Raw genomic sequence first — 18,532 nt, 5'->3', positions numbered from 1 at the left:
TGGGGATGCTTACTTGTCTACCTATTCAACGGCAATCCGTTCAAGGCAAAGGGACTGATGTTATGAGTGACAACCTACGCCCAATCAGTATTACCCTGGTTGCTGAAGCAAAGCAGGTGAAACAGTTTACCCTGACCCAGTGGCGAATTGCTGAGCTTACGCTAGGTGATCAGGGTGATCATGTGCTTAACCTGCAGCTTTCAATGACCGAACGGGCGGCTTACCGTTTTAATCTGACCTCTAAAACGCCGCGTCTGTTTGTACGGGCGGGTTTTAGCGGAGAAACACCAAAACCCGATGCCATCTCTGCTAGTCAGGATGTAGCGGCAGGTTGGATGGACGGTGAGCGCCAGGTGTTGGAAGCGCCAATGCCGATGGCGATTGAGGTGTGGATGGAAAATTATCTTGCCCGCCACGGCGAAGCGCCGGTGGAAATGCGCAAGAAGAAACGCAAAGGAGCGGGTCGTGCTAAAGACACCCCGACCAAGGAGCAGCCGCAGTGAGCCGTTTAGAACGCTGGTCACGGATTAAGCGCAACGTTGCCCGCGAGGAAGATTCGCCACCCCCTGCGTCTAAAGCGCCTGTTGAAGAGACATCTTTAGAGCTAACGTCTTCAGAAGCCGTGTCTACATCCAGTGAAACGGTGCAGGCTCACGTCACTACTGACGCCGGACACGAAAAAGCACCGACCTCGCCTGAGCCAGAACCTGGCAGTCTGGATCACACCTTGCCTGACCCTGAAACGCTAGAAGCCGGCAGCGATTTCAGCGCTTTTATGGCACCGGGGGTAAGTGGGCCGCTACGCAGGCAAGCACTGAAACGGCTGTGGGCTACCGGCAACTATAATGTCCGTGACGGCTTGGATGATTATGATGCCGACTACAATAAGCTCTTAAAGCCCATGACTTCGGAGCTTGCCGGTAAACTGCGCCGTTGGACGCACAAAGTGGAAGAGGCGGTCGATAAGTCGTTAGCTGAGGCGGAGTCCGAACTTCCCGTTGAGGAAGAAACCTTAACGCCTGACGCTGAAAGTGGTGCCAGTGAAAAAAACATCGCTCTAGACGACCAGTCTGATTATTTATCTGGCCCTAAGACGAAAACATGATGCCAATATTAAAATAATAAAAATCAATATGTTAGGTTTTTAAAAATACATGATCGTTGGCAGCGTTGACAGCTGTTAGGTTGGCAAATGTCATATTTCGCCATACGCTGAACTTAGCTCTAGCGCATAGTTATGCCACAATAGTTAAATTAGACAATTCAAAATTATAATAAGAATTATTCACTGACCGTGAGAGCGCATGAACCAACGAATCCAACTGGCGTCGATAGACGACCAGCGTAATGCCGAGGCTCGGGAAACGGTACGCCAGCGTATCTCCTGGCCCGCTAATTTAACGCCTGCCAATGTGACCTATCACAGCCGTGGTCATGCGCTGTTAATAGGGTCGGTCGACGACGTTTATCCAGCTGCTCGCGCGCTCCAGGGGCGCGGCTTGGCATCGCTTACACTGCTTTTAGCTGAATCTGCTGAACACAACCCAAGCCCTGCTCCTGTCGATACGCTTGGGGGCAGTGAGCCGGTAGTTACCCAGATGCTCAGTAGCGATCAGTTAAGCCAACTGCGTATCAACGGTTATTTAGGTGCTTTCAGCGTACTTATTGAGAGTGATGATACGCCGCTTGATCTTGCCCGCGCACTGATTGAGCGTGACGGTTTTGATCTGATATTCGATCTTGCTGCGACCACGCATTCACAGCGCTGGGAGTTACCGCCACCTGGCTATGTCACTATGCAGTGGCATGACGTTGAGCAGCGCAGTGAAACTCTCGATAGCTTTGTAGGGCTAGTGGGTGAGTTTGATAAGCCGCGTTACTTCCAAGTCAACAGTGATTTATGTGCTCACTCCACCAGCGGCAATATTGGCTGTACGCGCTGCTTGGATGTTTGCCCGGCGGATGCTATTTCCAGCGTTAAAGGTCGGATTGAATCCCGTATCGAGGTTGACCCTTATCTCTGCCAAGGCGTTGGGAGTTGCACCAGCGCCTGCCCAACCGGTGCTATCGAATTTCGCTTACCGGAAACCCGCCGCCAACAAGATACGCTGTCTACCTGGCTGGGTGCTTATCGCGAAGCGGGCGGCCAAATGCCGGTGCTGCGTTTTATTACCCATGATTCACAAGATGCTGAGCGTGCAGCTGGCGTAGTCCCTGCAGGTCACGTCATTGACGCACCGTTAGAAGAGCTGGGCGCGGCGGGTCACGACCAGTGGCTTACCGCGCTCGCTGCGGGTGCTGCCGAAGTGCGCATCCAACTGCACCCCAATATGCCTGCTCGCTTAAGCGCTTTTTTGACTGATCAGGTTGCTCAAGCTCATGCGCTCTTAGAGGCGCTGGGTCATGACTGCGCTCGCGTAAAGCTGGTCGAGATAGCCGATGGTGCAGGTCGGGATGCGCTGCCAGCGCTAACGCCGCTGACAGAGGCACCGCTTAGCTTGCCAGAACCCGAAAAACGCGCCCGTTTAAACCGCGTATTAGCGCGCTTGGCCGAGCTTGGAAGCCCCAGTAGTGAGCGAGTGGCATTGCCGGTCGGTGCTGCTTACGGCACGATCCAGGTCGATAGCAATGCCTGTACGCTGTGCCATGCCTGTGTCAGTAACTGCCCGACACCAGCCTTGAAATCAGGCACCGACCAGCCAGCGCTTAGCTTTCTGGAAGCGGACTGTGTGCAGTGTGGTTTATGTGAGCAGGCCTGTCCTGAAAACGCGATTACCCTGCTGCCCGGTTTCCTGGCGACGGATGCGCGTACAACGCGGCACATTTGCCACGAAGAGGCTGCCTTTGAATGCATCAACTGCGGTAAGCCGTTTGCCACCGTCAGTACCGTAGCTACTATTAAACAGAAGCTCGCCCACCACCCCTATTTTGCCGGTGAGGCAATGATCCGCCTGGAAATGTGCGAAGACTGCCGGGTAAAAGATGTTTGGAAAACCATGATTCGCGATCCAAACGCGCAACTGAAGGTATAAGCCAATGACGGATGCTGCACTGTCCACGCTCAAAGAAGCGGATGCACTACGCGCCGATATATACCGGCTGCTTGCTTCACTATTACGTCAGGCACCCGATGCAGAGCTTTTGGAGTGGCTGGCTGATCTTTCCATTGATCAGGATGGCAGTCGCTTAGCTGAGTGCTGGAAGGCTCTCTCAGAAGCTGCAAAAGCGGCCCACATAGAGCAACTGCAGCGTGCGCATTTTAATCACTTGGTGGGGGTGATTCAGGGAGAGGTGGTGCCTTATGCCTCCTGGTATCGCAACGGCGAATTAATGGAAGCGGCGCTGGTGGCGCTGCGTCGTGATTTAAAAGTACTTGGTTTTGTGCGTAGTGAGCATACCCGTGATCCAGAAGATCACCTTGCAGCGCTATGTGAAGTCATGGCGATGTTGATCGATGCCGAAAGCCAAGAACAGGCCTATTTTTTTAGCCAACATTTAGCCCCATGGGCGGCCAATTGTTGTGCCGACCTGGGGCAGGTAGACACTGCTTTCTATGCAGCGCTGGGTCAGTTGGGTAGCGCTTTTATGGAGAGTGAGCAGGCTCGCTTAAGGGTTGATGCGGGCCAAACGACGGTGCGTATTGTTGAGCTTTAACTGTTGAGCTTTAACAAAGCCGCCGTATAAAAACTACATAAAAAGACCCTGCATAAAAGCATGCTAGAGGAGAACCCCATGCACAAATCACATAATCCTGAGCGCCGCCGGTTTATGAAAACCGTAGGGTTGGGAACCGCCGCTGCAGGTGCGGCAGCAGCCGTTGGTCATGTCACTCTGGCACAGGCTGACAATGCCCCAGTGGAAAACGAAAAACAAACGGTTAACTACCGTGAGACTGACCACGTCCGTGCGTATTACGCCTCTCTGCGTGACTGACGGCGGAATGCCAGGAGATTTGCCATGCGTTTAACTCGCAAAACAGACACCCCTAAAGCCTCTGGGCTGGGAATTTCCCGCCGCCAATTCCTTAAGCGGACTGGTGCCGCGACGGGCGGCGTTGCTGCCGTTGGTTTTATGGGAGCGCCGATGATGCAGCGCGCCGAAGCGGCCAACAAAACCCCAGTATTGGATTCGCCGGTAGAAACCAAGCGCACGATCTGCTCTCACTGCTCCGTAGGTTGTGGCGTTTATGCAGAAGTTCAAGAGGGCATTTGGACGAAGCAAGAACCGGCTTTCGATCACCCCATTAACCGTGGCGCTCACTGCGCAAAAGGCGCTTCTTTACGCCAGCACGGCCACTCAACGCGTCGCCTCAAATACCCGATGAAGCTGGTGGCGGGTGAGTGGGAGCGTATGAGCTGGGACGACGCCATTAACGAGATCGGCGACAAACTGCTTGAACTGCGCGATGAACACGGCCCGGATAGCGTCTACTGGCTGGGATCGGCGAAGTTCAGTAATGAGCAAGCGTATCTGATGCGCAAGCTCGCTTCGCTTTGGGGCACCAATAATACCGACCACCAAGCGCGTATTTGTCACTCGACGACAGTTGCCGGCGTAGCAAATACCTGGGGTTACGGGGCGATGACTAACTCGCTCAACGACATGCATAACAGCAAATCGATGCTGTTTATTGGGTCTAACCCCAGCGAAGCCCACCCGGTGGCGATGCAGCACATCTTGATTGCTAAAGAGCGCAATAACTGCGACATCATTGTTGCCGACCCGCGCTTTACCCGCACGGCTGCTAAAGCCAGTAAGTATGTACGTATTCGCCCCGGTTCAGATGTGGCCTATATTTGGGGCCTGCTGTGGCACATCTTTGAAAATGGCTGGGAAGATAGCGAGTACATTAATCAGCGCGTCTACGGTATGGATGAAGTGCGCGCTGAAGTGGCTCAGTTCACTCCTAGCGTTGTTGAGGATGTCACCGGGGTTTCCGAGGCGGACATGTTCGATGTGGCTAAACGCCTTTCCGACAACCGTCCTGGCTGTGTTGTGTGGTGTATGGGCGGTACCCAGCACACCACCGGTAACAACAATACCCGCGCTTACTGCATTCTTGAGCTGGCGCTGGGCAATATTGGTAAATCCGGTGGCGGCGCTAACATTCTACGAGGTCACGATAACGTACAGGGCGCTACCGACTTGGGCCTGGGTTCTGATTCATTGCCGGGCTATTACGGCTTAGCGGAAGAGGCTTGGCAGCACTGGGCGCAGGTATGGGATGTCGATTACGAGTGGCTTAAAGGCCGTTTTGATGACACCGAGTACGCCGATGGCAAGCCGATGTACACCAGTGGTATTACAGTTTCCCGCTGGGTAGACGGTGTGCTGGAAGAGGATGAAAACATCTCTCAGCGTACTGCGCTGAAAGCGATGTTCTACTGGGGCCATGCGGTTAACTCCCAGACCCGTGGTGTCGAGATGCAGAAAGCCATGCAGAAGCTTGAGATGATGGTCATCGTTGACCCTTATCCAACGGTTGCCGCTGTCATGCATGACCGCAACGACGGCGTTTATCTGTTGCCTGCGGCCACCCAGTTTGAAACCACCGGTAGTGTCACTGCCACCAACCGCTCCATTCAGTGGCGTGACCGCGTGATTGAGCCGTTGTTTGAATCTAAGCCAGACCACGAAATCATGTATCTGTTTGCCCGCAAGCTGGGCTTCGGTAATGAGCTGGTGATGAATTATGAGATGAACGGTGACGAGCCGCTGATCGAAGATATCCTGCGTGAAATCAACAGCGGCATGTGGACAGTAGGCTACACCGGACAAAGCCCTGAGCGCCTAAAGGCACACCAGCAAAACTGGCATACCTTTAGCTTCGAGAATTTACGCGCTCAAGGTGGCCCGGCTGATGGTGATTACTATGGCCTACCCTGGCCTTGCTGGGGCACTCCAGAGTTTGGTCACCCAGGCTCGCCTAATCTGTACGATACCAGCATTCCGGTAATGGAAGGCGGCATGGGCTTCCGCGCTCGTTTTGGTATCGAGCGCGATGGCGTCAACCTGCTGGCGGAAGGTTCTGCTCCGGTCGGCGGTGATATCGACGACGGCTATCCTGAGTTTAGCGGCCAGTTGCTCAAAGATCTGGGCTGGTGGGATGACCTGACGGCTGAAGAGAAAGTGGCTGCTGAAGGTAAAAACTGGAAAACTGACTTCTCTGGCGGTATCCAGCGAGTGGCTATTGAGCATGGCTGCGCCCCTTACGGTAACGCCAAGGCGCGTGCAGTCGTCTGGACCTTCCCGGATGCCGTGCCCAAGCACCGCGAGCCGCTTTACACCACCCGCCGTGACTTAGTCGAACGCTTCCCGACCTGGGATGATTTTGACTCCATCATGCGTCTGCCGACCATGTACAAAAGCATCCAGGATCGCGATAACAGCGCTGATTACCCGATTATTCTTACCTCTGGGCGACTGGTTGAGTACGAAGGTGGGGGTGAAGAGACACGCTCCATGTCGTGGCTGGCCGAGCTGCAGCAAGAGATGTTCGTCGAGATCAATCCGGGCAATGCCAACGATCTTGGAGTCAGTGATGGCGACGAGGTGTGGGTAGAAGGTGCTGAGGGCGGCCGCGTCAAAGTGAAGGCGCTGGTAACACCGCGCGTTGATCGCAACGTGGCGTTTATGCCCTTCCACTTCGGCGGAATGTTCCAGGGGGAAAGTCTGCGCGACCGTTATCCGGATGGGTCTGATCCTTACATTATTGGGGAGTCAGCAAATACCGCGACGACCTACGGCTACGATCCGGTGACACTGATGCAAGAGACCAAGTGCACCATTTGCCGCATTGAGCGTGCTTAAGCCTAATAAAATAGTCGCGACTGACCTGACAGCATACCAGCGCGGTTAAAGACCGCGCTGGTAAGAGGAGAACACCATGGCTCAAATGAAATTTATGTGTGACGCCGAGCGTTGCATTGAATGCAACGGCTGCGTCACCGCTTGTAAAAACGCCAACGATGTCGAGTGGGGCATTCAGCGCCGCCGCGTGGTTACGCTTAATGACGGCGAAGCGAGTGAAATGTCTATTTCCGTCGCTTGTATGCACTGTGACGACGCCCCCTGCATGGCGGTTTGCCCAACCGACTGCTTCTACAAGACCGATGACGGCATCGTACTGCACGATAAAGACCTGTGTATCGGCTGTGGTTACTGCCTTTACGCCTGCCCGTTTGGCGCGCCGCAGTTCCCGCAGCAGAACGCCTTTGGCGAGCGCGGCAAGATGGATAAGTGTACCTTCTGCGCAGGCGGTCCTGCCGAGAGCAAAGAAGAAGAGTATGCCAAGTACGGTTCTAACCGTATTGCCGAAGGTAAACTGCCACTATGTGCGGAAATGTGTTCCACCAAAGCGCTGCTTGCCGGTGATGCACAAGACGTTGCCGATATCTTCCGTCAACGGGTTGTACATCGTGGCCATCCAGATGGTGCTTGGTCGAATAACCCACAGGCCAGTGCCGATAACCTAGCCTACGATGCTACCCGTAAAGGGTAAGGAGGCGTGTCATGAACCTGTTGACTGCACAGGCACCCGCCAGGGTGCCGCGCTCAGGTAAAGGGCTCGCCCTGGGCATTGGGCGTATGATAATGGTCGCGCTTGTCGTGATGCTTAGCCTTGGTTTTACGCAGGTAGCGGTGGCTCAGGCCGACCCTGACCGCGAGATGAGCACGGCTGCTCCTGGTATCACTGCCGAGCAGTGGCGCCAGGTACGTGGTGGCGAAACGGATGCAAATTTCCGTGATTCTCGCCACGAAAGCACCTATAACCTGATCAACGCGAGTGGCGAGACGTGGCGCACACTGCGTAATCGTTGGGTATCGCCGTTTGGGCTGATCGCGATAGTGGGCATGGCGGCGGTAATTACGCTGTTCTACTTTGTTGTGGGTCGTAAGCATTTAGACGAGCCCCGCACCGGGCGTAAGCTGTTTCGCTGGTCGCTACTGTTGCGTTCATTACACTGGACGGTTGCCACGCTGTTTATCACGCTGGCGCTGACGGGTTTAAATCTGCTGTATGGCAAGTTCGTGTTTCGCTCCCTGTTTGGGGATGCCTTTTGGGCGTGGATGATCTCCGCCTCTAAAGTACTGCATAACTACCTGGGGCCGATCTTTGGCATTCTGCTTATTGTGCTGCTGTTAAGTCTGTTAAAAGACAACATTCCTAAAAAGCACGACTGGGTGTGGTTTAAAAAAGCAGGCGGTTTAACCGGCAAGCACCATCCGGATGCTGGCTTTGCTAACGGCGGCGAGAAAGCGTGGTACTGGCTGCTGGCCACGGCGGGTGTCGTGGTGATTGCGAGTGGTTTCGTACTCGATTTCCCCAACTTTAATCAGAGCCGTGACACCATGCAGTGGGCGAATATCATCCATGCGGTGGGCGCGCTAGGATTAACTGCCGTGGCGCTGGGCCATATTTACATTGGTACCGTCGGCACTGAGGGCTCGCTTGAAGCGATGACTACCGGCTATGTGGATGAGACCTGGGCCAAAGAGCACCACAACCTGTGGTACGAAGAGGTCAAAGGCCAAGCAATTTCTGAGGAAGAACTGGCTGCCCGCAAGTCGGGTGACCACAGTGAACCGTCAGCCTCACGGCCAAGCTGATGGGCTAAGTAAATCGAGTAGTAAAACCCATGACACCGCCGAATATGGCGGTGTCTTTTGTTATGCTGGGTCTTAATACGTCTGCTCATATTGTGAACGAAGATAGTAAAGGAACCGTGATGCAACAGTTTGATGAAGCGACTCGTACCGAACTCGAAGCTGCCGCGTTTCGCCGCCTGCTTCAACACTTAGACAAGAACAAAGACGTACAGAATATCGATATGATGATCCTGGCCGACTTCTGTCGTAACTGTTTATCTAAATGGCTGGTGTCTGCCGCTGAAACACGTGGTGAAACCCTCAGCTATGAAGAGGCGAGGGAGTACGTATATGGTATGCCTTACAGCGAATGGAAAGCGCTTTATCAGCCGCCTGCGTCACCCGAACAGATGGCAGCTTGGGACGCACATCACGCTAAAAAGAAAGCAGCCAAACAGGGGTGAATGTCATGAGTGAAGCGATGGTTCCTCTCAATATCGCCGTGCTGACGGTCTCTGATACCCGCAACGAAGAGACGGATCGCAGTGGTCAGGCATTGGTCGAGCGTTTAACCAGCGCCGGGCATACCCTCGCTGAAAAGCGCATCGTACCTGACGATGTCTATCGTATTCGCGCGGTGGTGGCGAATTGGATTGCCGATGAGAGCGTTCAGGTGGTGATCACCACTGGCGGTACCGGTTTTACCGGCCGTGACTCCACGCCAGAAGCTATCTCGGTACTACTGGATAAACGCATCGAAGGTTTTGGCGAGCGCTTTCGCCAGCTAAGCAGTGAAGAGATCGGCAGCTCGACCATTCAGAGCCGTTGTCTCGGTGGATTATCCAATGCCACGGTGGTGTTCTGCCTGCCGGGTTCAACCGGCGCCTGCCGCACCGGCTGGGACGGCATTCTAGCTGAGCAGCTGGATAGCCGCCACAAGCCCTGTAATTTTGCCAACCTGGTCATCCCAGGCCGAGGTCAGCATGGCTGATCTGCAGCCCATTTCAGCCGCGCTTGAGGCTCTGTTAGCAGACGTAAGCCCCGTTATGTCGGAAGAGGTAGCACTGGAAGCCGCTGCTGGCCGCGTGCTGGCCGACGCTGTCATCGCGCAGCTGGACGTGCCGCCATTCGATAACAGCGCGATGGATGGCTATGCGCTGCGTGCTGCCGATGCCGGGCAGTGGCTGCCGGTGAGCCAGCGCATTGCAGCGGGCACTCAGGCACAAGCACTTGCTCCAGGCAACTGCGCGCGGATTTTTACCGGCGGTGAAATCCCGCTTGGTGCCGACTGCGTGGTGATGCAAGAGCGCGTAGAGATTGATGGTGAGCGCGCGTTGATGCCTGCTGACATTCCAGCGGGTGATAATGTCCGCCGTCAGGGGCGCGATGTGAAGAGCGGTTCTGTGCTGCTGAAGGCCGGTGAACGACTCGAAGCAGCAGCCCTTGGCCACTTGGCGGGTCAGGGCATTACCCAGGTTAGCGTTCGTCTTCGGCCCCGGGTGGCACTGCTTTCGACCGGTGATGAAATTATTGATCCCGGTACCCCGTTAAAGCCGGGCCAACTGTATAACTCTAATCGGCCGATGCTGAAGCGGCTGTTAGAGAACTTTGGTGCCGAGGTCATCAGCACCGTCAGTGTGCCGGACAGCTATGAGCGTACGGTAGCGCTGCTGACGGCCGCCGCTAGTGAGGCAGACCTAGTGGTCACCACCGGCGGGGTCAGCGTTGGCGAAGAAGATCACGTTAAAGCAGCGCTGGAAGCGATTGGCCAGCTTGATATGTGGAAGCTGGCGATCCGCCCAGGCAAACCATTAGCACTTGGCCGTTTGCCGAGGGGTGATGGCCGCCAGGCGCGCTTTGTGGGGTTGCCGGGTAATCCGGTATCAGGGTTCGTCGGTGCTTGGCTGTTTTTACGCCCGTTGGTCGGGGCTATGTTGGACTGCCCGGCACTAAACGCTCTGCCGACGATAACCGCTCGCGCTACTTTTGCCACCTCGACGGGGCCGCGCGAGCACTATATGCGCGTGACCCTGCAATTTACATCCAGCGGTGTGACGGCGACGGCCTTTGATGATCAGAACTCTGGCGTGCTTTCTTCCTGTATCAATGCCGATGCGTTTGCGGTTATTCCGCCCAATAGCGAAGTAGTCGAGGGCGATGAGATCAGCTGTTTATGGCTGGCGGGCTAGGGGGTTGAGAAGGTGCAGTGCAGAGGGAGAAGGTTCAGGAGCAAGCTTGCGCGCATCTAGCACAAGCACCAACTGCTGCCCAACGAAGGCAATACCACATAGTGCTGGGGTGAAGCGGCGCGAGTGAAGCAGCTTAGGGATGGGGCGGATAGAGGACGCCGGGAGCTGCTGCAGCGCTATCTCACCGCTCACCCCTAGCTGCCAACCCTCTTTCTGCAAAAACCCTGTTTGCAAAAACCTAGCCGAATCACGCAAGGTCAGCCAGTAAGTGGGCTGCGAGACAGGGGCGCTGGGAGCTGAATAGAGTAGCGTTTGGGCATTGGCCGTACGCCGATGACTGGGCTGATCGCTCATCGAAATTACTTGATTTGCTTCAATGGCTACGCGGTATTGAGCCACATTAAATAGCACAAGCGCGACACGCGGTTGATCATCAGTTTGACTGGTATGGGTTGGTTTGGCCACCTTAACCCAGCCCTTGCTGATAGGCGCTAAATAGCGCTTCGGTATCTAACAGAGCCAGTGCTTGGTCCTCATCCATCTGCCAGAGTGCGCTCACATAAGGGCTCAGCGTGCTGGAAAGTGTTTCTGGAGGAGATTGCAGGACGCTTTCGGCAACATCACACACATCGTCAAGCTGCTCAATACGTACGCCGCTGCGTATGCCTGCGGCGTTAACCAGTAAGATCATGCCACGAGGCTTGCCCTCAGGTGCGGGTAGGCTCAATAACTGATGCAGACTAATCACCGACTCAATCTTACCGCGTAGGTGCAAGACACCTTCGGTGGAAGCGGGCAGCCCGGGTACAAAATAGACCGGCTGATCGCTAGGTAAAATTTCATTAACGGCGCTGCCAGGCAGCGCGAACCGCTGACCACCAATACGAAATAGAACAAGCTGCTGGGTCGGCTCTTCAACGTCCACCACGGCCTCACTATCACCGTTCGCTGCTAATGCCTCCTCCAAGCTCTGGATCCCGTGCTGCTCGTCAATATGGCTGGCCCGTGGGTTTTCAGTCATCCGCTAGCTCCCTATTGATGGCTACCTGATTGCGACCCTGGCGTTTAGCACGGTAAAGCGCCTGATCGGCGCTTAAGCGTAGTGACTCAGTGGAAGGTTGTTCGGGGAAACCGCCTATACCGGCACTGAACGTGCATCGAAAGCGAATGTCGCCCGCGTGAAAATCAACCTGACTAAAGTCATTGCGTAAGCTGTCGATCAACTTGGCCGCCTTATCGGCGTCGATACTTTTCAGCAGTACGACAAACTCTTCGCCGCCATAGCGGCCAATGATATCGGAGAGTCGCAGGCGGCTCTTAAGTAGTCTTGCCAGGGTTATGATCACTTGATCACCCGCTAAATGGCCATGGGTGTCATTCACCTGTTTGAAGTGATCGATATCAATCATCGCCATGGCGTGCTGAGTGTTTTCACGATGTGCTTGAAAAAGGGTTTTATTAATAAGTTCGGTGGTCGTGCTGTGATTATAAAGCCCGGTCATACTGTCACGGGTCATTAACGAACGCAGCAGGCGCAGCCGCTCAGCGCGTAAGCGTACAGCGGAAACAAGTTCATTTGGCTGTACGGGTTTGGTAATAAAGGCTTCAACGCCAGCTGCCATGGCGGATATTTGCTTCTGACTGTCAGTTTCACTGGAGAGGTAAATAATCGGTAGGCCTAGATGTTCCGGCTGCTGACGAATAATATTAGCCAGCTCCTCGCCCGAACATACTGGCATATAGACATCTATCAATAGTAAATCCGGGTTAAAGCGTTCTAGAGCCGTAAGCGCTTCAGCAGGGTGGTGAACTTGCCTTGCAGTCATGCCTGCTTCTTCAAGCAGTAATGCGTGATAGGCAGCGGCTTCGGGCTCATCATCAACGATCAATACGCGCAGTGGCTCCTCAGAGGTAGGCGCAGTCAGCTCATCAATGGCGAGCATTAGGTCAAGCGGCTTAACGGGTTTGGTGAAGTAACCCCCGCAGCCAGCGCGCACAGCGCTCAACCGCGAGTGAAAATCGCCGTAAGCGGATAGCACAATAGCGGGCAGTTGCTGGCCAGTCAGTTTATTTAAGCTGGTCAGCGTTTCGGTACCTGCTGTTTGGCCGTGTGGGAATTGCACATCCATGATGACCGCATCAGGCCGGCGGGTAAGCACCGCCTTGAAGAAGGTGTCTGTATCAATAAAATGCACTACTTCATGGCCAAAACAGCGCATGTGATGGATAAGTTGATCGACCTGTTCGGGTTCATCGTCACATAGATAAATTAGCCGCTGCCGCTTGTTACGTAGTGGTTCGTCCTGGGTAATGATTTCAAAGCTATTGATGGCTGCCAGCGCTTTTTGTTGGCCTTGATAGGAGCGTAATTGTTGGAGTTCGTGATCAAGCTGCTGCAAGAGGTGTGGGAGATACGTGTCTATATCTTCCCGTAGAGGATCTGCCGTGAGCGCGTCTTCCGCCTGATCCGCTAGCATGGCTAGCCGCTCAAAGCCGAGTGACCGCCCCGTGCCTTTAAGACTATGGAAAAAGCGGTGTAGCTCCGGTGCCAGTCGGGACTGCTCTTCTGTGGACAGGCGGCTTTGCTGCCACTGCTCAGCGGTTTTCGCTAAGCGAGTGGGCAGTTGCTCAATAAAGCGCTCACGTAGCTGGGTAAGCTTGTCGTGCAGCGAAGGGGCGGGGTTCGACATCAAACTACCTGCGTAAGTGATCGGAAGCGGCGTTCCATTTCATCTGTTTTTAATCATGAAGATCGAGCGCCTGGTTCACTGCCTGCTCTAATGTGGACATTAACTCGGCATCTTTGCGTAAGCAGGCAGCCAAGCCAGGTGTCTGTTGTAGCGCTGCATCGGGCGTGTCACCGGTGAGTAAAATAAACGGCAGGCTATTACCTTGCTCGCGTAGCATCTCCAGCAGGGCTAAGCCACTAATTAAAGGCATGTGCATGTCGCTCACAATCAACATAATCTCGCTATGAGTATCTAGCTGCTCGACGGCCTCCATGGCATCGCAGGCCAGCAAGGGTTGATGTCCTTGGGCTTCAAGTAGTGCCGCTGTCATTTCACCTGCGAGTGGATCGTCATCTACCACCAAAATATGCATGCAAAAACCTCGTGAATAATGGTGTCTTTGAGAAAGCGCGGCTAGCCCAACAGCGCTTGAAGCGTCTCTACTAAGTTGTTTTGGTCGAAGCTGCCTTTAACGATATAGGCATCGGCGCCCACCTCAATACCCCGTCTGCGGTCAGCCTCTTTTTCCCGCGAGGTGATAATTATAATTGGTCGATAGCGGTAAACCTCATTTTCGCGCAGTCGGGCTGTTAGCGCAAAACCATCCATCACTGGCATCTCAACATCGGTGAGCACTGCATCAAAAGGTTCAGCTAGCGCTTTCGCTAATCCGTCACGACCATTTTCCGCCAAAGTGACGTGGTAGCCCCATGCCTCAAGTACGTCTTTTTCTATTTCGCGCGTATTAAGTGAATCATCAACCACCAAGACACGCTGCCGTCGAGATGAAGAGGCATGCTCGCTACTTGGTGGCTGCGGTTTATGTCGCGTTAGTTCCAGCAGTGCAGGGACATGCAGCAGGCTTACCAGTGTACTTTGCCCCATGGAGACCATACCCGACACCAGGGGTAAATGACGTAGATGGATGGGGAGCGGTTTAATGACCATATCGCGTTCATCGATGAGTGAATCAATGATTAAGGCCAGTTTCTGGTGGCGCTGATGAACAATCAATAACAAGGTGTTAGTTGACGTAGGCGGTGAGGCTGGGAGTTCCAATAGCTGGGCAAGCGCTACGACCGGCACGAACTCATTGCGCAAAATTAACGTGCATTGTCCGGCGGCATCAATAAATGAAGAGGTGGGGCACTCCACCAGTTCTGCCACATAGGGGGCTGTCACACCGAGGTTTACCCCGCTAACGCTGACCAACAGTACTCTCATCATGGCCAGTGAGAGTGGCAGGCGCAGCGTAAAACGGGTACCAGCTCCGACCTCGCTGGCAAGCTGTAGGTCACCGTTGAGTTCATCTATCACGGTGCGCTTTACCACATCCATACCGACCCCACGGCCCGAAAAATCGGTAATCATTGTTTTAGTAGAAAAACCTGGAAGAAAAATCAGCTCGAGGATTTCCTGTTCACTAAGTGTATCCAGCTGTGCTTCGGTGAGCAGCTGCTTGGCGAGCGCTTTTTGGCGCACGCTATCAAGACAAATGCCCGCGCCATCATCGTGCATCTCTACTACCACCCAGCCACCATCCTGCCATGCTTCGATGACGAGTTGCCCACGGGATGATTTACCGCTTGCCAGGCGCTCGGCAGGTAGTTCTAAGCCATGATCCAGCGCATTGCGTAGCAGGTGAATTAGAGGGTCTGACAAGCGGTCAATCATTTGCCGATCAAGCTCAATTTCGCCACCCCGAACGCGACAATCAACTTGTTTGCCAAGCGAATGGGCTAATTCACGGCTCATATGTGACAGCGGGTCGAAGACGACGCTTAGCGGCAACATGCGCATTTGCAGTGCCCGATCGTGCAAATCGCTCATCAGAGAGTCGTGGTTAAGCACACTGTCTTTTAGCTCACGGCTAAAGGTATCAAATGGCCCCTGCTGGTCGGCGGGCAGCGTTGCGCTCAACCTGCGGGCTTGTGCGACCAGGTCGTGTAAATGGTGGTGCCCGGAGAGCACCTCACCCATAAGGCGAATGACATCATCCAGGCGATCTAAGCGAACCCTGACGGTATCGCTTAAACGGAGTTCGGTTTCCGCTGCTGGCGCGGCGGGGGGCGGCGTAGCGATGTCAGGAACCGGAAGGCTGGCAGGCGCGGGCGGTTGGCTGTCCCCAAGAGCGCTATTTTCTAACGCACTACATAGTGCTGTATCCGCCATCGGTAGCTCATCAGCATTTGCGCCTTCGGCTAGACGTCTGACAAAGTCTGCTAACCCATCAACGGCTTGCCCCAGTAGATTAGTTACTTCTGGAGACGCTGTTTGAGTACCTTCACGTAAGGCGCTAAGCAGTTCTTCCGTACTGTGTGCCAAGGCTGTAATCGGCTCAAGCTTGAGCATACGCGAAGAGCCTTTCAGCGTATGCGCCGCCCTAAAAAGCTCATTGATCTGTTCCTGATCGGCACAACCCTGCTCTAATGCGCGAATGCCATCGCGAAGTCGGGGAAGGTGATCCGCGGCTTCCTCTACGAAGCGCTGTATAAATCGGCGAATATCCAGCGCCATATTATCTCACTCCCTGTGAGGTATTGGTTGATTCCAGCGCTGAGTTGACCACACTCAAGTAACGTTCGGCGAGAAAGCGTGCATCCCCTGGGGGAATTGGCGGCGCGATAATGTCCAAGCCACCATTTGCGGTCGGTGAGGCTATCAACAAACGCACTACCGAGGCATAGCTGCGTTGGCGCTGTATGGGCTCATCGGTCAGTTCTCCCTGACGGTAGAGCTCCGCTAGGTAAAAATGGGCGGGCCAACACTCAGGGGCGACGTAGATAGCTGTTTTAAAGTGCTCATAGGCGACATGGGGCCGGTGCTGCCAGCGGGCGACTAACCCAGCAAGCACCAGCGCATCGATCGACCATGGTTGCTGTTGGAGCAATGCTTGTAGCAGCTCATCAGCGTCGGCGAACGCATTTTTATTCAGCAGTTGATGTGCATGATGCAACTGAAGGTTGAATTGCTCTGCTTCCTCTTCAGGAGGGAGAGCTGAAAGCGATACGCGCATCTCAGAGGCAGCATCGGTGCTGTAATCCTTGTCCCTTGCAATACCTTCGGCACTTGCAATATTTTCGCTACTGTTAGCGTTAGGAGGTAATGAAACGGTGGGTAGGTCGGCGGGGGGCTGGGTAGTTTGTTCGGGGTGTTGAAAGTAGAAAACTCCTTGAGCTTCCACTAGTTCAAGCACGCCTAGGTCATTGCCTAATGTTTCGGTAACGCCACAGAGTAAAACACCCTTCGGCGCGAGCAGGGGGGAAAGCTGCTGATGGATACGGCGGCGAGTCTGCTCATCAAAGTAAATTGACACGTTACGAAAGAGAATCACATCAAAAGAGCCCTGGAGGCTGCTGTCATGTGCATTTAATAGGTTAAATGGGCGAAAATTAACCCATTGGCGCAGCGTGTCCTGGAGCTTAAAGCGGCCTTCATGGGGGCTGAAATAACGCTCTTTAAGCGCGGGTGAGAGAGCTCGAAACGCCATGCCGCCATAAATACCCTGGCGGGCTTTTGCCAGCACTTGGTGATCCAGGTCGCCAGCTGAGATATTAAACAGGGTTTTGGCATGCTCGCCAAAGCGCTCATACAGCATCATGGCGACACTATAGGGTTCTTCACCAGAAGAGCAGCCTGCACTGAAAATGGAGAGGGGGGCTTTGCCGGCGGCCAAGCGTTGGGGTAAGTGGGTATTGACCAGCCAGTTCAAAGCATCGGGTTCACGGCAGAAATAGGTTTCATTGACCGTCAATTGACTGATAAATCCGTCGAAAAGCGTACGATCACTGGTTAGACGCTCAACAAGGGACGAGGTATGTGTTAATCCCGTTGAGGCTTGTAGAGCGGCCACTGCTCTGAAGAGGCGAGCTTCAGCCAAACCTTCAAGGTGTAAACCACAGCGCTGGTGAACCAGGTGCTTAAGGGGCGCTAGCGCACTCATGCAAACGGCTCCGACCCGTTAGATACGCGTGCACGTACATCACGCAGTAGCCGATCTGGAAGGCTGTCGAGAGGCAATATATGCTGAACAACACCCGCTTTCACGGCCTCTTGGTTCATGCCATAGATCACGGAGCTTGCTTCGTCCTGTGCCAAGGTGGTGCCCCCGGCTTGATAAATGTCGCGTATGCCATTGACGCCATCTCGGCCCATACCGGTCAAAATAACCCCAATAGCATCAGCACCATATACGTCAGCGACACTCTGCAACAGGGTATCGCAACTGGGGTGGTAAAGGGCAGTCTCTGGACTAGGCTTTAGCTGGAAGCGGTGACGTGGGCTGACACTTAGGTTGGCTTCAGACGGCGATAAATATATGTGCCCGGGGCATAGCAGCTCGCCTTCAACGCCCACACTTACAGGCATTGCACACAAGGATGATAGCCACTCTGCCATACCACCAATAAACCCATGGCTAATATGTTGGGCGATCACAATCGGGGCGGGGAACGTTGCTGGTAATGGGCGCAGCAAGCGTAATAACGCTTGGGGGCCACCGGTAGAGCAAGCAATGGCGACCACGCGTTGGAAGTTGCGTGGGAGTCCACGCTCGTTATTAGGATGAGTAGACGGCGGAAGCGGTGTTAGACCTCGGCGACGCAAACGAGTAATCACTGTCACACCGGCGAGCAGGTGAATGCGCTCTAACAGGCGTTCGCCGTCGGCCTCATCCAACGAGGGTTTCGGCATCACTTCAAGCGCGCCCACTTCAAGCGCGCCCACTTCAAGCGCTTGGTAGGCTGTCTGCGCATCAGAGCGGTCGCTAATCACCAGAATCGGCACACCCTTGGTGTGCATTATTTCTGCAATGGCGCTCAGTCCGTCCATCACTGGCATATTGAGGTCCATGGTAATCAGCTGAGGCGATAAACGTTTTGCCAGTTCCACTGCTTCACGGCCATTGGTAGCTTCGCCGACAATCTCAATATCACCGTCGCGGCCAAGTATCTCGCGTAGCACGTCGCGAGCTACCTGGCTGTCGTCGGCTATGACTACACGAATTACACTCATCCGGCATCCTTA

18 protein-coding genes are annotated in these 18,532 nt (G+C 54.4%); 11 read left to right on the top strand and 7 right to left on the bottom strand.

Annotated features, from left to right (window positions below; all coding sequences use genetic code 11):
* Positions 1-62: 62 nt before the first annotated feature.
* The 11 genes from ACQKE4_RS00510 (at position 63) to ACQKE4_RS00460 (ending at position 10,778) form a co-directional block, all read left to right on the top strand.
* Positions 63-503: a DUF3305 domain-containing protein gene (locus ACQKE4_RS00510; protein ID WP_427386427.1), complete on the top strand. Its 441-nt coding sequence runs from the start codon at positions 63-65 to the stop codon at positions 501-503.
* Positions 500-1,105: a DUF3306 domain-containing protein gene (locus ACQKE4_RS00505; protein WP_290836316.1), complete on the top strand. Its 606-nt coding sequence runs from the start codon at positions 500-502 to the stop codon at positions 1,103-1,105. The genes ACQKE4_RS00510 and ACQKE4_RS00505 overlap by 4 nt, the downstream gene beginning before the upstream one ends.
* A gap of 199 nt (positions 1,106-1,304) precedes the next feature.
* A complete protein-coding gene (locus ACQKE4_RS00500) occupies positions 1,305-3,032 on the top strand; it encodes a 4Fe-4S dicluster domain-containing protein (RefSeq protein ID WP_427386426.1) in 1,728 nt (575 codons plus the stop codon).
* A 4-nt stretch (positions 3,033-3,036) separates the two neighbouring features.
* The gene (locus ACQKE4_RS00495) at positions 3,037-3,654 is read left to right on the top strand and encodes a TorD/DmsD family molecular chaperone (RefSeq protein ID WP_427386425.1); all 618 of its coding nucleotides are present in this window, start codon (positions 3,037-3,039) and stop codon (positions 3,652-3,654) included.
* Positions 3,655-3,732: 78 nt separating this feature from the next.
* Positions 3,733-3,933 carry a twin-arginine translocation signal domain-containing protein gene (locus ACQKE4_RS00490; protein WP_427386424.1) on the top strand — a complete coding sequence of 67 codons (201 nt, stop codon included), beginning with the start codon at positions 3,733-3,735 and terminating at the stop codon, positions 3,931-3,933.
* 24 nt (positions 3,934-3,957) lie between these two features.
* Entirely contained in the window at positions 3,958-6,810 is a 2,853-nt protein-coding gene (locus ACQKE4_RS00485; RefSeq protein ID WP_427386423.1) for a molybdopterin-dependent oxidoreductase, read from the top strand.
* Between the two features lie 76 nt (positions 6,811-6,886).
* The gene (gene fdh3B / locus ACQKE4_RS00480) at positions 6,887-7,501 is read left to right on the top strand and encodes a formate dehydrogenase FDH3 subunit beta (RefSeq protein ID WP_427386422.1); all 615 of its coding nucleotides are present in this window, start codon (positions 6,887-6,889) and stop codon (positions 7,499-7,501) included.
* Between the two features lie 11 nt (positions 7,502-7,512).
* On the top strand, positions 7,513-8,610 hold the full coding sequence (locus tag ACQKE4_RS00475; RefSeq protein WP_427386421.1) for a formate dehydrogenase subunit gamma: 1,098 nt from the start codon (positions 7,513-7,515) through the stop codon (positions 8,608-8,610).
* Between the two features lie 119 nt (positions 8,611-8,729).
* On the top strand, positions 8,730-9,053 hold the full coding sequence (locus ACQKE4_RS00470) for a DUF1244 domain-containing protein (protein ID WP_427386420.1): 324 nt from the start codon (positions 8,730-8,732) through the stop codon (positions 9,051-9,053).
* Positions 9,054-9,058: 5 nt separating this feature from the next.
* Positions 9,059-9,580 carry a molybdenum cofactor biosynthesis protein B gene (gene moaB, locus ACQKE4_RS00465; RefSeq protein ID WP_427386419.1) on the top strand — a complete coding sequence of 174 codons (522 nt, stop codon included), beginning with the start codon at positions 9,059-9,061 and terminating at the stop codon, positions 9,578-9,580.
* Complete coding sequence (locus ACQKE4_RS00460) at positions 9,573-10,778, top strand: molybdopterin molybdotransferase MoeA (RefSeq protein ID WP_427386418.1); 1,206 nt, start codon at positions 9,573-9,575, stop codon at positions 10,776-10,778. The genes moaB and ACQKE4_RS00460 overlap by 8 nt, the downstream gene beginning before the upstream one ends.
* On the opposite strand, the gene ACQKE4_RS00455 is transcribed toward ACQKE4_RS00460, so the two are convergent.
* Genes ACQKE4_RS00455 through cheB form a run of 7 tightly spaced genes read right to left on the bottom strand, consistent with a single transcriptional unit; the run spans position 10,761 to position 18,520 of the window.
* Positions 10,761-11,243, bottom strand: coding sequence for a hypothetical protein (locus tag ACQKE4_RS00455; RefSeq protein ID WP_427386417.1), 483 nt, complete (start codon positions 11,241-11,243; stop codon positions 10,761-10,763). The two genes, ACQKE4_RS00460 and ACQKE4_RS00455, sit on opposite strands and share 18 nt — an antisense overlap.
* Before the next feature lies 1 nt (position 11,244).
* Positions 11,245-11,799, bottom strand: a complete 555-nt coding sequence (locus ACQKE4_RS00450) for a chemotaxis protein CheW (RefSeq protein WP_427386416.1) — start codon at positions 11,797-11,799, stop codon at positions 11,245-11,247.
* Entirely contained in the window at positions 11,792-13,468 is a 1,677-nt protein-coding gene (locus ACQKE4_RS00445; protein WP_427386415.1) for a diguanylate cyclase, read from the bottom strand. The genes ACQKE4_RS00450 and ACQKE4_RS00445 overlap by 8 nt, the downstream gene beginning before the upstream one ends.
* Positions 13,469-13,517: 49 nt before the next feature.
* Positions 13,518-13,880, bottom strand: a complete 363-nt coding sequence (locus tag ACQKE4_RS00440; RefSeq protein WP_427386414.1) for a response regulator — start codon at positions 13,878-13,880, stop codon at positions 13,518-13,520.
* Positions 13,881-13,921: 41 nt separating this feature from the next.
* Entirely contained in the window at positions 13,922-16,024 is a 2,103-nt protein-coding gene (locus ACQKE4_RS00435) for a hybrid sensor histidine kinase/response regulator (RefSeq protein WP_427386413.1), read from the bottom strand.
* A 1-nt stretch (position 16,025) separates the two neighbouring features.
* Complete coding sequence (locus ACQKE4_RS00430) at positions 16,026-17,450, bottom strand: CheR family methyltransferase (RefSeq protein WP_427386412.1); 1,425 nt, start codon at positions 17,448-17,450, stop codon at positions 16,026-16,028.
* Positions 17,447-18,520 carry a chemotaxis-specific protein-glutamate methyltransferase CheB gene (gene cheB / locus ACQKE4_RS00425; protein ID WP_427386411.1) on the bottom strand — a complete coding sequence of 358 codons (1,074 nt, stop codon included), beginning with the start codon at positions 18,518-18,520 and terminating at the stop codon, positions 17,447-17,449. Before cheB ends, ACQKE4_RS00430 begins: the two co-directional genes overlap by 4 nt.
* Positions 18,521-18,532: the final 12 nt, after the last annotated feature.

It is taken from the genome of Halomonas sp. NPDC076908, assembly GCF_050269715.1.
Lineage (GTDB): Bacteria > Pseudomonadota > Gammaproteobacteria > Pseudomonadales > Halomonadaceae > Vreelandella.
The sequence above is the reverse complement of the archived record's forward strand: the minus strand, read 5'-3'. Positions and strand labels throughout refer to the sequence as shown.

Coding starts and splice junctions, on each gene's coding strand:
- ACQKE4_RS00510 (WP_427386427.1), top strand. CDS start 63: ATGAGTGACAACCTACGCCCAATCAGTATTACCCTGGTTGCTGAAGCA.
- ACQKE4_RS00500 (WP_427386426.1), top strand. CDS start 1,305: ATGAACCAACGAATCCAACTGGCGTCGATAGACGACCAGCGTAATGCC.
- ACQKE4_RS00495 (WP_427386425.1), top strand. CDS start 3,037: ATGACGGATGCTGCACTGTCCACGCTCAAAGAAGCGGATGCACTACGC.
- ACQKE4_RS00490 (WP_427386424.1), top strand. CDS start 3,733: ATGCACAAATCACATAATCCTGAGCGCCGCCGGTTTATGAAAACCGTA.
- ACQKE4_RS00485 (WP_427386423.1), top strand. CDS start 3,958: ATGCGTTTAACTCGCAAAACAGACACCCCTAAAGCCTCTGGGCTGGGA.
- fdh3B (WP_427386422.1), top strand. CDS start 6,887: ATGGCTCAAATGAAATTTATGTGTGACGCCGAGCGTTGCATTGAATGC.
- ACQKE4_RS00475 (WP_427386421.1), top strand. CDS start 7,513: ATGAACCTGTTGACTGCACAGGCACCCGCCAGGGTGCCGCGCTCAGGT.
- ACQKE4_RS00470 (WP_427386420.1), top strand. CDS start 8,730: ATGCAACAGTTTGATGAAGCGACTCGTACCGAACTCGAAGCTGCCGCG.
- moaB (WP_427386419.1), top strand. CDS start 9,059: ATGAGTGAAGCGATGGTTCCTCTCAATATCGCCGTGCTGACGGTCTCT.
- ACQKE4_RS00460 (WP_427386418.1), top strand. CDS start 9,573: ATGGCTGATCTGCAGCCCATTTCAGCCGCGCTTGAGGCTCTGTTAGCA.
- ACQKE4_RS00450 (WP_427386416.1), bottom strand. CDS start 11,799: ATGACTGAAAACCCACGGGCCAGCCATATTGACGAGCAGCACGGGATC.
- ACQKE4_RS00445 (WP_427386415.1), bottom strand. CDS start 13,468: ATGTCGAACCCCGCCCCTTCGCTGCACGACAAGCTTACCCAGCTACGT.
- ACQKE4_RS00440 (WP_427386414.1), bottom strand. CDS start 13,880: ATGCATATTTTGGTGGTAGATGACGATCCACTCGCAGGTGAAATGACA.
- ACQKE4_RS00435 (WP_427386413.1), bottom strand. CDS start 16,024: ATGGCGCTGGATATTCGCCGATTTATACAGCGCTTCGTAGAGGAAGCC.
- ACQKE4_RS00430 (WP_427386412.1), bottom strand. CDS start 17,450: ATGAGTGCGCTAGCGCCCCTTAAGCACCTGGTTCACCAGCGCTGTGGT.
- cheB (WP_427386411.1), bottom strand. CDS start 18,520: ATGAGTGTAATTCGTGTAGTCATAGCCGACGACAGCCAGGTAGCTCGC.